10 protein-coding genes are annotated in these 12,119 nt (G+C 70.4%); 2 read left to right on the forward strand and 8 right to left on the reverse strand.

Going from position 1 to position 12,119, the window contains the following annotated elements; translation table 11 throughout:
* Nucleotides 1–87 precede the first annotated feature (87 nt).
* The 5 genes from ACTXG6_RS02415 to ACTXG6_RS02435 all read right to left on the reverse strand — a co-directional run bounded on the left by ACTXG6_RS02415 (nt 88) and on the right by ACTXG6_RS02435 (nt 5,838).
* Nucleotides 88–1,038: an ROK family glucokinase gene (locus ACTXG6_RS02415; RefSeq protein WP_445186118.1), complete on the reverse strand. Its 951-nt coding sequence runs from the start codon at nt 1,036–1,038 to the stop codon at nt 88–90.
* A 63-nt stretch (nt 1,039–1,101) separates the two neighbouring features.
* Nucleotides 1,102–2,520: a sugar porter family MFS transporter gene (locus ACTXG6_RS02420; protein WP_445186119.1), complete on the reverse strand. Its 1,419-nt coding sequence runs from the start codon at nt 2,518–2,520 to the stop codon at nt 1,102–1,104.
* 148 nt (nt 2,521–2,668) lie between these two features.
* Entirely contained in the window at nt 2,669–3,910 is a 1,242-nt protein-coding gene (locus ACTXG6_RS02425; RefSeq protein WP_445186120.1) for an ROK family transcriptional regulator, read from the reverse strand.
* Between the two features lie 126 nt (nt 3,911–4,036).
* Complete coding sequence (locus ACTXG6_RS02430; RefSeq protein ID WP_445186121.1) at nt 4,037–4,483, reverse strand: DoxX family protein; 447 nt, start codon at nt 4,481–4,483, stop codon at nt 4,037–4,039.
* Between the two features lie 101 nt (nt 4,484–4,584).
* Nucleotides 4,585–5,838 carry a cytochrome P450 gene (locus ACTXG6_RS02435; RefSeq protein WP_445186122.1) on the reverse strand — a complete coding sequence of 418 codons (1,254 nt, stop codon included), beginning with the start codon at nt 5,836–5,838 and terminating at the stop codon, nt 4,585–4,587.
* A gap of 316 nt (nt 5,839–6,154) precedes the next feature.
* Between ACTXG6_RS02435 and ACTXG6_RS02440 the strand changes: the two genes are divergently transcribed.
* Nucleotides 6,155–6,742 (forward strand): GntR family transcriptional regulator, encoded by a 588-nt coding sequence (locus tag ACTXG6_RS02440; protein WP_445186123.1) that lies wholly within the window; start codon nt 6,155–6,157, stop codon nt 6,740–6,742.
* Between the two features lie 6 nt (nt 6,743–6,748).
* Here ACTXG6_RS02440 and ACTXG6_RS02445 read toward each other — a convergent pair whose 3' ends face one another.
* Nucleotides 6,749–7,399 (reverse strand): TetR/AcrR family transcriptional regulator, encoded by a 651-nt coding sequence (locus ACTXG6_RS02445; RefSeq protein WP_445186124.1) that lies wholly within the window; start codon nt 7,397–7,399, stop codon nt 6,749–6,751.
* A gap of 265 nt (nt 7,400–7,664) precedes the next feature.
* On the opposite strand from ACTXG6_RS02445, the gene ACTXG6_RS02450 reads away from it, so the two are divergent.
* Nucleotides 7,665–8,591 carry an ANTAR domain-containing protein gene (locus ACTXG6_RS02450; RefSeq protein WP_445186125.1) on the forward strand — a complete coding sequence of 309 codons (927 nt, stop codon included), beginning with the start codon at nt 7,665–7,667 and terminating at the stop codon, nt 8,589–8,591.
* A 66-nt stretch (nt 8,592–8,657) separates the two neighbouring features.
* Here the strand turns inward: ACTXG6_RS02450 and ACTXG6_RS02455 are convergent, their stop codons facing one another.
* Together ACTXG6_RS02455 and ACTXG6_RS02460 are read right to left on the reverse strand one after the other, a co-directional pair.
* A complete protein-coding gene (locus ACTXG6_RS02455) occupies nt 8,658–10,829 on the reverse strand; it encodes a 3-hydroxyacyl-CoA dehydrogenase NAD-binding domain-containing protein (RefSeq protein ID WP_445186126.1) in 2,172 nt (723 codons plus the stop codon).
* Between the two features lie 5 nt (nt 10,830–10,834).
* On the reverse strand, nt 10,835–12,073 hold the full coding sequence (locus ACTXG6_RS02460; RefSeq protein WP_445186127.1) for an acetyl-CoA C-acetyltransferase: 1,239 nt from the start codon (nt 12,071–12,073) through the stop codon (nt 10,835–10,837).
* Nucleotides 12,074–12,119 lie beyond the last annotated feature (46 nt).

Raw genomic sequence — 12,119 nt, forward strand, 5'->3', positions numbered from 1 at the left:
CCGCCGAGGAGCGGGTAGCGGCCCGATCGCCGCTATCCGCTGCCGCCGAGCTTCAGCTGGTGTGCCTCGGCCGGCGACCGGCGGCCGTCAGTGTGGCAAGCGTGCCAGGTCCGCGGCTCCTACGATGCCCGCTTCGCCGCCCAGTTGCGCAATAAGAACCTTGGCGAGCGGCCGGCGGCCGCGCCCGGTGAGCCGTTCCAGGTACGCCTTCTCCACCGGTTCACGCAACAGCTCCCCCGCGTCGGCCACCCCGCCACCGATCACGAACACCGCCGGGTCCAGCGCGGCGGCCAGGTCGGCCATGCCGTAGCCGATCGAGCCGGCGATCACCCGGTAGATCTCCAGCGCGGCCGGGTCGCCCTCCTGGGCCGCCCGGGTGACCTCCGGGCCGGTGATCTTCTCCGGGTCACCGCCGGCCAACTCCAGCATCCGCTGGGCCAGCGACGGCGAGATGCGGGCGAAGTCCTGCGCGTCCCGGACCAGGGCACGGCCGCTGCCGTACTGCTCCCAGCAACCCCGGTTGCCACAGCCACAGCGCAGTCCGCCCTCGATGACCACGTTCATGTGGCCGATCTCGGCCGCGACGCCGAACTCGCCGCGGACCAGCTGACCGCCGATGATGATGCCGCCGCCGATGCCGGTGCCGATGGTCAGCACCACGACGTTCTGCTCACCCTTGGCGGCACCGAACCGCACCTCCGCCCAGGCCGCGCAGTTCGCGTCGTTCTCGACCACGACCGGCAGCTTCAGCCGCTCGGTCATCTCGGCACCGAGCGGCTCCGCCCGCCACAACAGGTTCGGGGTGAACAGCACGGTGGACCGGTCGGCCGAGACGAAGCCCGGCGCGCCCATCCCGACCGCGTCCACCTCGTGCCGCTCACGCAGCTGCCACACCAGGTCGGCGATCGCGTCGTTGACCGAGCCGGGTGTGCCGGCCGGCGTGTCCACCCGCAGTTTGTCGATCATCACGCCGTCTTCGTCGACCACGGCGGCCGCCACTTTCGTGCCGCCGATGTCGACTCCGATGACCAGCCCCATCGCCTGTCTCCCTCTGCTCAAGTAACGCCGCTGGCCAGCCGATCCCGCACCCCGGACGCGGGGTCAGAGCATGTCCTCGAGCTCCTTGCCCTTGGTCTCTTTCACAAACTTGATCACGAACAGCACCGCAAGGAAAGCGAACAGTGTGTAAATGCCGTAGGCGAAGCCCAGACCGATGCTGGCCAGCGGCGGGAACGTCACCGAGATGATGAAGTTGGCGATCCACTGCGCGGCGGCGGCCACCGCCAGCGCCACGGCCCGGATCTTGTTGTTGAACATCTCGCCCAGCATCACCCAGACCACCGGGCCCCAGGAGCAACCGAAGAACACCACGAACAGGTTGAACGCCACCACCGCGATCGGTCCGGCACCACCCAGGTGTGGCTCACCGTCGACCACCGGCGCGGTGCCGAAGATGATCGCCAGCGTGAGCAGGCAGACGAACTGGCCCGCGGCGCCGACCAACAGCAGCGGCTTGCGGCCGATCCGGTCGACGAGCGCGATGGCGATGACCGTGGTGAGGATGTTGGTCACCGAGGTGATCACGCCGGTGAGCAGCGCGTCCTGCTCGGTGAAGCCGACCGACTGCCAGAGCACGGTCGAGTAGTAGAAGACCACGTTGATCCCGGTGAACTGCTGGAACACCGAGAGCAGGATGCCGACCCAGACGATCGGCAACAGCCCGCCACCGGACTTGCGCAGCACCGACATGCCCGCGTGCTCATCCTTGCCGACCAGTGTCTGGACGATCTCGGCGATCTTCGCCTTGACGTCGCCGCCGACGAACCGGCGCAGCACCGCACCGGCCGTGACCAGGTCGTTCTTGGCCACCAGGTAGCGCGGCGACTCCGGAATCGTCAGTGCCAGCACGCCGTAGACCAGCGCCGGGACGGCCAGCGAGAGGAACATCCAGCGCCAGGTGGCGATGCCGAACCACAGTGGGTCGGACGCCGCGCCGGAGACGGCCACCAGGCCGAAGTCCACCAGCAGGGCGACGAAGATGCCGGACACGATGGCCATCTGCTGCAGTGAGCCGAGCCGCCCGCGCAGCCGCGCCGGCGAGATCTCCGCGATGTAGGCCGGCGCGATCACCGACGCGGCGCCCACCCCGGCACCACCGACCAGCCGCCAGAACGCGAGGTCGTAGATGCTGAACGCGAAGCCCGACCCGAACGCGCTGACCAGGAACAGCACCGCGGCGATCACCATCACCCGGATCCGGCCGTACTTGTCGGCCAGCGACCCGGCGAACCAGGCACCCAGCGCCGCGCCGAGCAGCGCAATCGCCACGGCGAGGCCGAGCAGGAATGCACTGGCATGGAAGGCGTCACCGACCGCCTTGACCGCACCGTTGATCACGGCCGTGTCGAACCCGAACAGGAACCCGCCTAGCGCGGCGGTGCCGGCGACCAGGACGGTCCGGCCGGTATTCGGGCCCGTCTCGCCCACCTGCTGTGCCCCACCATCGGATGCTGTGGCCATCTCGATCCTCCTTGATCTTGGCAGCCCACACCGCGTGCAGCCTAGTGTGGTCTGGGCCACACCTTGAAATCAAGACTTGCATGCGGAAAGCCATACCCATGCTAGTTGCGTTCGACCATTCGGCGCATCCGCCGTGCAGGTCAGAGCGCTAGTCGGCGACCCGCGCGACGTCCACGGAATTGTCCCGCGCCGCCGCCAGGACAGCCGGCGACGCGCCGCCGGAAGCGATCACCAACGCCCCGAGGAGTTGCGACCGGGAGCCCAGCTCGGCCAGCACCATCTGCACCGCCTGCGCCGCACTCGGGATGCCCTGGCGCTTCAGCGCGCGCTGCATGGACTCCACGATCAGACCCTCGGCCTGCGCCAACTCGCCGCCGACGATAATCCGATCCGGGTTGAAGATGTTGCACAGGTTTGCCACCGCCACACCCACGTGGTGCCCCGCGTCCTCCAGTACCCGCCGGCACGCCACGTCGCCGCCCTGGGCCAGCGCCACCACGTCCGCGATGGCCAGCCCGGTGCCGTGGGTGGCCGCCAACTGGCCGAGCAGTGCCGGGGTGCCGACCAGGGTCTCCAGGCAGCCCCGGTTACCGCAGCGGCACAGGGCACCGAACTCATTCATGGTGGCGTGCCCGATCTCGCCGGCGGTACCGATCGAGCCCTGATACAGCTCGCCGCGGATCACCAGGCCGGCGCCGACCCCGTCGGACAGCTTCAGGTAGGCCACGTTCTCCGCGCCCCGGCCGGCGCCCCAGCGGTCCTCGGCCAGCGCGCCGAGGTTGGCGTCGTTGTCCACCCGGACCGGCACCCCGAGCGTCTCGGTGGCCAGCGCGGCGGCGTCCACCCCGACCCAGCCGGGCAGCTGCGAAGGGGCGCCGACCTCTCCGGTCCGCACGTCGATCGGCGCCGGCAGCCCCATGCCGACGCCGACCACCAGCTCGCGGCCAAGACCCAGCGTGGGCAGCAGCCGGTCCACGATCCGACCGATCTCGGCCAGCCCGTCGTGCACCCGGTGATCCCACTCCAGGGTCACCCGTTCCTCGGCCAGGATCTCGTAGGCCAGGTCGGCGATCGCCACCGTCAGATGGCGGTGGCCGAAGTCGGCGGCCACCAGCACGCCGGCGCCCCGGGACAGCCGCACGGCCTGCGCGGTGCGGCCGTGGCTGACCGTTGGAGACACCCTTAGCAGGCCGGACGTGGTCAGCTCGCGGACGATGTTCGACACCGTGGAGGGCGCCAGCCCGGTGAACCGGGACAGCTCCGCCTGCGTCATCGTCCCGCTGAACTGCAGCGCTTCGATCAGCCGCGCCTGGTTCGCCTCCTTCAACGAGGTCGGCGAACCGGGACTGGGCCGGCGTGCACTGGGCTCCACTTCGCGGATCATATCCATCAGGCGCACGACTGCCAGGCCGTTCTAGGCCGTTAGCGTTCATCTCGTGGCCGCGCGAGCGCGCTTTGCTCTACGTAGCCTGTTGCGTATTCCTACGCAGAGCAAAGGGCCGCTCCAGCGAGGGTTTTACCGGCGCACCAGCGAGCGGATCAGGGCGATCAGCGCAACGGTCCGGGACCGCCGGGCCCAGGCGAGCACCGACACCACCGCGAGGACCGCGACCGGCGGGACCAGCACCGGCCCGGAGCCGAAGAAGATCAGCGTGATAGCCACAGCGCCGACCATCAGCGCGACCTGCGCCAGCGCGGCCAGTCCGCAGAGCACCGGGATCAGCAGCGCCACCGCGCCCAGGATCTCCAGGGTGCCGACCAGGTACATGCCGGTGGTGCCCAGGCCCATCATGGTGAAGCCGGCGACCGCCATCGGGTCGGCGGTGACCTTCGGGACCGCCGCCATCACGAACACGCCGGCGGTGAGCACCTGCAGCACCCACAGCGCCACGTTCGCGCCGCGCGCCCGCCCAGCCCGCCCGGCCCGGGCGGTGGTGATCGGAGTGCTCGTCTGAGTAGTCATAACCCTGTCCTCCAGCTCGACGCTCTGTTGCCACTGCGTCGAACTGGCTGGCCGGGTTTTGACACGCGCCGCGCTCTTCGGCGACGCTTCACCCGAACGGCTCAGCGGGTGGTCACCGGCACCGCGACCGGGCCGCGCAGGTTGAGCCGGCCGTTCCAGGTGAGCTCGCCGGCCAGCGCCAGGGTGGGGAACCGCCGGATCAGCCGGCCGAGGGCCACCCGCCCCTCCAGCCGGGCCAGCGCGGCCCCCAGACAGTGGTGCGGGCCGCCGCCGAAGGACACCTGGCCGCGCGCGTTCGGCCGGTCCAGGTGCAGCTGGTCGGCGTCGGGGCCCCAGAACTCCGGGTCCCGGTTCGCGGAGGCCAGCCCGGCTATCACGAAGGACCCGGTCGGGATGACCCGGCCGCCGACCTCGTAGGGCGCCACGGTGATCCGCCGGGACTGCTGCACCGGGCTGTCGTAGCGCAACAGCTCCTCGACGGCATTCGCGTCCAGGTCGGGGCGCCCGGCCAGCAGGGCGAACTGGCCCGGGTTGCGCAGCAGCGCAGTGGCTCCGTTGGCGATCAGGTTGACCGTGGTCTCGTGGCCGGCCACATACAGCAGCACGACCTGCGCGACCAGCTCTTCGTCGCTCAGGACGTCGCCGTCGTCCTCGGCCTGGATCAGCGCGGTGAGCAGGTCGTCACCGGGAGAGGTGCGCTTGTCGGCGATCACCTCGGCGATCCGCGCGGAGAGCTCCTGGCCGGCCGCCACGATCGCGGCGATCACCTCGGGGTCGGTCACCGGTTCCAGTGAGCGGACCAGGGTGCCGGCCAGCTCCCGCAGCCGGGCATGGTCGGTGTCCGGCATGCCGAGCATCTCGCAGATCACCGTGAACGGCAGCGGATAGGCGAGCTCCGCGACCAGGTCGGCGCGACCGTCCTCGGCGATCCGCGCCTCGATGCGGTCCAGCGCCTCGTCCACCAGCTCGGTCATCCGGGGCTCCAGCGCCTCGATGGCCCGCACGGTGAAGGCCTTGCTGACCAGCTTGCGCAGCCGGGTGTGATCAGGTGGGTCCCGGTCCAGCATGGATGCGGCGGGGCCCGAGCCACCCTCGCCGGCCGCCGCCGCGCGCTGCTCGCGCACCGGGCTCGGCCCCGCGTTACGGTCCTCCACCGAGTTCTTGGACCGCAGCAGCGCGACCACATCACCGTGACGGCCCAGGATCCAGAAACCCAGCGGGTGCTGGTGGACCGGCTCCTTGGCCCGCAGCTCGGCGTAGTGCGGGTAGGGATCGTCGGCGAACCCCGGGGCGAACGGGTTGAACACGTACCCCTCGTCCGAGTTCGGTTGGGCCTCCGCGACGGTCTCCGACATCGTGAGCCCCTACCTTCCTTGCCGCTGACCACACCGACAGCGCGTTCGCATACCGTGAGTATGTTCTAGTCGCTGGGAATGTCCACGTCAAGCGAAATAGGCGTCAAGCGAAATAGGGCTGGGCGGCCGACCTGACGGCCTGAGCAGGCCCGACCTGCTCCGACTTGACACCACCGGACGCGATGACCCTATATTTCCGACAGCGTTGACGAAAAAGGTCCCCGGTTCACCGACGCAGCGGGCACCCTTCTGTCGAACGTACGGGCAAGAGCCCTCGGTCAGCGATATCGGGAATGGACGACGAGTGGAGCGCGCGGTGTCGATACCGAGGCTGGGCGTGATCAGCGGCGTCATCAGCGGCGTGATCAGCGGCGTGATCAGCAATGAGTCCGGCGGTCCGCCCTGGGGACCGGGCGACGCCACACCGGCCCCGCCCGGGTCGACCGAGCGGCCCAGCCGCCGCGACCTGGCCGAGCTCGGCGGCATCTTCCGGATGCGCCGGCTCATCGAGCCGGAGCTCTGTGCACAGGCGTGCACGCTGCACACCGACGCCGACCTCGACGAGCTGGCGGCCATCATCCCGGACTACCACGACACCAGCGTCGATCCGGACGAGTTCTACCGCGCGCACCGCGAGTTCCACGTCCGGCTGCTCGCCCCGGCCGCCACCGCGTGGGATCTGCGCGTCCTGCGACCGCTCTGGCAGGAGACCGACCGCTGCGTCCGGGCCCTGCTGGACCAGCTCGGCATGCACCCCGCACTGATACCGGGCGGCGCCCCGCCCTGCAGCGAGCTGCTGGACAGCTTCCGCACCCGCGATCCCGAGCAGGCCCGGGTAGCCAGCCGGCGCCATCTCGACCTGAACGCCAGGCGGGTGCGGGAGTTCATGACCGGATCCAACTGACCGGGGTCAGTCCAGCTTCTTGAACAGCTCCGGCGAGCCGGCGGTGATCGCGGTCATGCCCCCGACGGTGAAGTCGGTCAGCAGGTCGATGATCGTCTCGGTGTCCGGCTCGTTGCCCTGCCAGGACAGGGCGTTCAGCGCCTCCGCCATGCCGACCGCCATGGTGATCAGCGCCTCGGCCGACCGACCCAGGTGGATGCCGCGCCGGGCGAACCTCCGCTGCAGCGACTCCACGTACACCCCCGTCACCCGCCGCCGGATCTGGGTGAGCACCGGATCCCGGGTGCGGATCGCCTCCTGCACGAGCTGCCCGGCATCCGGGTGCAGGTCCAGGTAGCGCAGCACCTGACCGAAGTGGGCCCGCACCCAGGTCCTGTCGTCAAGCTCGGCGTCGAGCTCGGGAGGCGTGCCGAACAGGTTGTCCAGCTCCTCCATCACGCCCAGGACGACAGCGTCGAACAGCGCGTTCTTGTCCCCGAACTGCTCGTAGACGGCCTGCCGGGTGACCCCGGCGCGCTGGGCGATCTCCTCGATGGTCGCCGCTCGCAGACCGGCCCGCGCGAACACCGGGCGGGCAGCCGCCAGCACCAGCGCACGCTGCTCCCCGGCGGGCACCTTGCGCGGGCGGCCAGGCCCACGCCGAGTCTGATCGGACATCACGGACAGCCTAGTTCGCCCAGCCCGGAGTGGGTCGCGGCCGGCGGCGGGAGCAGTCGACCGTCGACCACTTTCGGGGTCACCGGACCCGCTCGACCAGGCGTGCCGACCCGATACTCAGGCCATCCTTGATACACACGAGCGGGTGATATCTTCGCGTCCCCCAGCGTGCGCTACGGTACAGATCGGTCACGTTCAGTCATGCTGCGCGTTGGCTCGCATTCTCCCGCGCTCGCCGTCGCGGCCCCCGGAAAGGACCGTCGGTTTGTCCGCCCCGCCGAACCACGCGCCCGACCCTTCGTGGTGGCGCGGCGGGCCGCGACAGCCGCGCCCCGGGCTGGCCGAGCTGGTCCTCGGGGTGGCCACGACCTCGGTCACCGAGCATGACGCGGAGGCCCTGCTGCGCGGGGTGTGTGGGCAGCTGACCCAACTCTGCGGGCTCGCCGGCTGCGCCGCCGTGGTGTTCGACGGGTCCACCGGCGCGGTACGCATCCTCGTCGCCTCGCACCCGGAGGCTGAGCAGCTGACCCGGCTGGTGCAGCAACTCGGCCTCGGTATCGGCTCGGCCGCGATCAGGGCCGGCCGGGACACCGCCCTGGAAGACCTCACCCAGTCCGCCCGCGCCGGCCTCGCCGAGGCCGCCGCCCGGGTGGGGCTGCCGGTCACGGCGGTGGTGGCGCTGCGCGGCGCCGACGAACTGGTCGGCTGCCTGCAGTTGTTCGGCCGCACCATGGACACGCTGGCCAGCGGGTTGCTCAGCGAACTGGCTCCACTGGCCGACGTACTCGGCGCCGCGCTCGGCAACATCGAGGCCTACCGGCACTCCGCGTCGCTGGTCGCCAGCCTGACCACCGCGCTGGACCGGCAGGGCCCGATCGAACAGGCCAAGGGCATGCTCGCCGAGCGCCACGGGGTCGACCTGGATGCCGCCTACCGGATGCTGCGCGAGCAGGCCCACCGGCGGGCCACCACGGTCGTCGCGGTAGCCGCCGAGTTGGTCAACCTATCCTGGCGGGCCACCGGAGCGATGGCCGAGCACACCCCGGTCGGCGAGCCGCGGCCCCGGCTCGAGGTGCCCGAACAGAACGGCGGCGAGCTCACGGCGGAGTTATCCCCGTCCGCCGCCACCGAGGCACCGCTGCCCGAGCAGCGCGGCGGACCGGCCGAGGTCGAGTCGCACCCCGCCACCTGAGGGCATAAAAGTGGCTGGCGTCGCTATCGCAACGCCAGCCACTCACGAGCTTTGACCTGGACGGACCTACGCGGCGGTGACCCCGGCCGCGCTCACCGCGGCGGTGCGCAGCGAGTCCGGCACGGTGAACCGGTCACCGTACTTCTTGGCCAGCTCGTCGGCGCGGGCCACGAAGCCGGCCTTGCCGCCCGGGTAACCGTCGATGTACTGCAGCACGCCGCCGGTCCACGGTGGGAACCCGATGCCGAAGATGGACCCGATGTTGGCGTCCGGGATCGAGGTGAGCACGCCCTCGTCGACGCAGCGCCACGTCTCCAGCGACTCCACGAACAGCATCCGCTCAGACAGCTCGTGCACGTCCACGTCGTGGTTGTCGGCGCCGAGCTCGGTACGCAACCCCGGCCAGAGCGCGCCGCGCTGACCGTCGACGTAGTCGTAGAAGCCGGCCCCACCGGAGCGACCGGGCCGCTTGAACTCGTCCACCATCCGGTCCACCACGGCCTCGGACGGGTGCTCCACCCAGGTGCCGCCGTCGGCCTCGACCGCCGCCCGGGACTCCTTGCGGATCTTCTGCGGCAGGGTCAGGGTCAGCTCGTCCATCAGCTGCAGCACCGGGGCCGGGTAGCCGGCCTGCGAGGACGCCTGCTCGATGGTCTGCGGGTCGATGCCCTCGGCGACCATCGCGATGCCCTCGTTGATGAAGGTGCCGATGACCCGGCTGGTGAAGAAGCCGCGGCTGTCGTTGACCACGATCGGCGTCTTCTTGATGCCGAGGGTGAGGTCGAACGCCTTGGCCAGCGCGGCGTCCGAGGTGCGCTCGCCACGGATGATCTCCACCAGCGGCATCTTGTCCACCGGGGAGAAGAAGTGCAGCCCGATAAAGTCGCCCTGGCGGTCCAGACCGGCGGCCAGCTCGGTGATCGGCAGCGTCGAGGTGTTCGAGCAGAGCAGTGCGTCCGGCTCGACGACCTTCATCGCCTCCCGGAACACCTCCTGCTTGAGCTTGACCGACTCGAAGACCGCCTCGATGATCACATCGGCGCCGGCCAGGTCGTTGTAGTCGTCGGTCGGGGTGATCCGCTGCAGCAGCGCCTCACCCTTCTCCAGGGTGACCTTGCCGCGCTTCACACCCTTGGCGACCAGGCTCTCGGAGTACTCCTTGCCCTTCTCGGCGGCGGCCAGCGACACGTCCTTGAGCACGACCTCCCAGCCGGCCAGGGCGCACACGTAGGCGATCCCGGCGCCCATCATCCCGGCGCCGAGCACCGCGACCTTCGTGGGCTGCCACTTGTCGTGGCCGTCCGGGCGGGACTTGCCGTTGTTGATCGCCTGCAGGTCGAAGAAGAACGCCTTGGTCATGTTCGTCGACACCTGGCCGACGACCAGCTCGGTGAAGTACCGGCCCTCGATGCGCAGCGCGGTGTCGAAGTCGACCTGCGCGCCCTCCACCGCGGCGGAGAGGATGTTGCGCGGCGCCGGCATCGGCGCGCCCTTGAGCTGCTTGCGCAGGTTGGCCGGGAACGCCGGCAGGATGGCCGCCAGCTTCGGGCTGGCCGGGGCACCCCCGGGGATCTTGTAGCCCGGCTTGTCCCACGGCTGGGCCGCCTCCGGGTTGGCCGCGATCCAGGCGCGCGCCTTGTCCAGCATCTCCTCCGGCGTCGCGGCCAGCTCATCGACGATGCCGACCTCGAGCGCCTTGGCCGGGCTGTGCCGCTGCCCCTGGGCGAGCACGCCCATGAAGCCGGCCGCGATGCCCAGCAGCCGGGTGATCCGGGTGACCCCGCCGCCGCCGGGCAGCAGGCCGAGGGTGACCTCGGGCAGTCCGTAGACCACGCCCTTGGCGTCCAGCCCGATGCGGTGGTGGGTGGCCAGCCCGATCTCGAGGCCGCCGCCCAGCGCGGTGCCGTTCATCGCGGCGACCACCGGCTTGCCGAGCGTCTCGAGCTTGCGCAGCTGGGCCTTCACCTCGGTGACGTTCTTGAACACCTCCGGCGCGTCGGCCGGCGTGGCCTTGATCAGGCTGTCCAGGTCGCCACCGGCGAAGAAGGTCTTCTTCGCGGACGTGATGATCACGCCGGTGATGTTGTCCTTGTCCTTGGCGAGCGCGTCGACGCACTCGCCCATGGCCGCCTTGTAGCGGTCGTTCATCGTGTTTGCGCTGCGGCCGGGATCGTCGAGGGTGACGACGACGACGCCATCGGCGCCCTTCTCCCAGCGGACCGCGTTCTGCTCGCTCACGGTGTTCAGACCCTCTCGATGATGGTGGCGATGCCCATGCCGCCGCCGACGCACAACGTGGCCAGGCCTCGACGCAGCTCGCGGCGCTCCAGCTCGTCGAGCAGGGTGCCGACGATCATCGCGCCGGTGGCACCGAGCGGGTGGCCCATCGCGATCGCACCGCCGTTGACGTTGGTCTGGTCGTGCGAGATGCCCATGTCCTTGATGAACCGCAGGGCCACAGCCGCGAACGCCTCGTTGATCTCGAACAGGTCGATGTCGTCAGCCGTGAGGCCCGCCTTGGCCAGCGCCTTGCGACTGGCCGGCGCCGGGCCGGTGAGCATGATCGTCGGATCCGCGCCCGAGACCGCGGTGGACACGATGCGCGCCCGGGGAGTGAGCCCGGCGGCCTTGCCGGCCGCCTCGTTCCCGATCAGGCACAGCGAGGCGCCGTCCACGATGCCGGAGGAGTTGCCGGCGTGGTGCACGTGGTTGATCTTCTCGACCCAGTGGTACTTCTGCAGCGCCACGGCGTCGAAGCCGCCCTGGTCACCGACCATCGCGAAGGAGGCCGGCAGCGAACCCATCGTGTCCAGCGTGGAGTTGGCCCGGATGTGCTCGTCCCGGTCCAGCACGGTCAGCCCGTTGCGGTCGCGCACCGGAACCACGGAGCGCGCGAAGTAGCCGTTCGCCCAGGCCTTGGCCGCCCGGGTCTGCGACTCCACCGCGAAGGTGTCCACGTCCGTGCGGGAGTAGCCCTCCAGCGTGGCGATCAGGTCGGCGCCGATGCCCTGCGGCACGAAACCGGTGGTGTACGAGGTGTCCGGGTCCATCGCCCAGGCGCCGCCGTCCGAGCCCATCGGGACCCGGGACATGGCCTCCACGCCGCCGGCCAGCACCAGGTCCTCCATGCCGGAACGGACCTTCAGCGCCGCGGTGTTCACCGCCTCGAGGCCGGACGCGCAGAACCGGTTGAGCTGGACGCCCGCCACCGTGTCCGGCAGACCGGCGGCGATCGCGGCGGTCTTGGCGATGTCACCGCCCTGGTCGCCGACCGGCGAGACGACTCCGAGAACCAGGTCGTCGATGGTCGCCGGGTCCAGTTCGGGGAACCGGCGACGGATCTCGTCGATCAGGCCGACCACCAAGGAGATGGGCTTGACCTCGTGCAACGAACCGGAGGCCTTGCCTCGGCCGCGGGGGGTGCGGATCGCGTCGTAGATGTACGCGTCGGGGATGCCCCCGGTAGAGCTACCGGTGCTCATAGCTGATGAACCTCTCCAGGCTCGGGTGCGGCATTGCAGTCAACTC

The organism is Pseudonocardia sp. Cha107L01 (assembly GCF_052566575.1).

What these genes read in the sequence shown, in the direction of transcription:
- ACTXG6_RS02445 (WP_445186124.1), bottom strand. Translation starts at nt 7,399, where the DNA reads ATGTCCGATCAGACTCGGCGTGGGCCTGGCCGCCCGCGCAAGGTGCCC.
- ACTXG6_RS02435 (WP_445186122.1), bottom strand. Translation starts at nt 5,838, where the DNA reads ATGTCGGAGACCGTCGCGGAGGCCCAACCGAACTCGGACGAGGGGTAC.
- ACTXG6_RS02415 (WP_445186118.1), bottom strand. Translation starts at nt 1,038, where the DNA reads ATGGGGCTGGTCATCGGAGTCGACATCGGCGGCACGAAAGTGGCGGCC.
- ACTXG6_RS02460 (WP_445186127.1), bottom strand. Translation starts at nt 12,073, where the DNA reads ATGAGCACCGGTAGCTCTACCGGGGGCATCCCCGACGCGTACATCTAC.
- ACTXG6_RS02425 (WP_445186120.1), bottom strand. Translation starts at nt 3,910, where the DNA reads ATGGATATGATCCGCGAAGTGGAGCCCAGTGCACGCCGGCCCAGTCCC.
- ACTXG6_RS02420 (WP_445186119.1), bottom strand. Translation starts at nt 2,520, where the DNA reads ATGGCCACAGCATCCGATGGTGGGGCACAGCAGGTGGGCGAGACGGGC.
- ACTXG6_RS02430 (WP_445186121.1), bottom strand. Translation starts at nt 4,483, where the DNA reads ATGACTACTCAGACGAGCACTCCGATCACCACCGCCCGGGCCGGGCGG.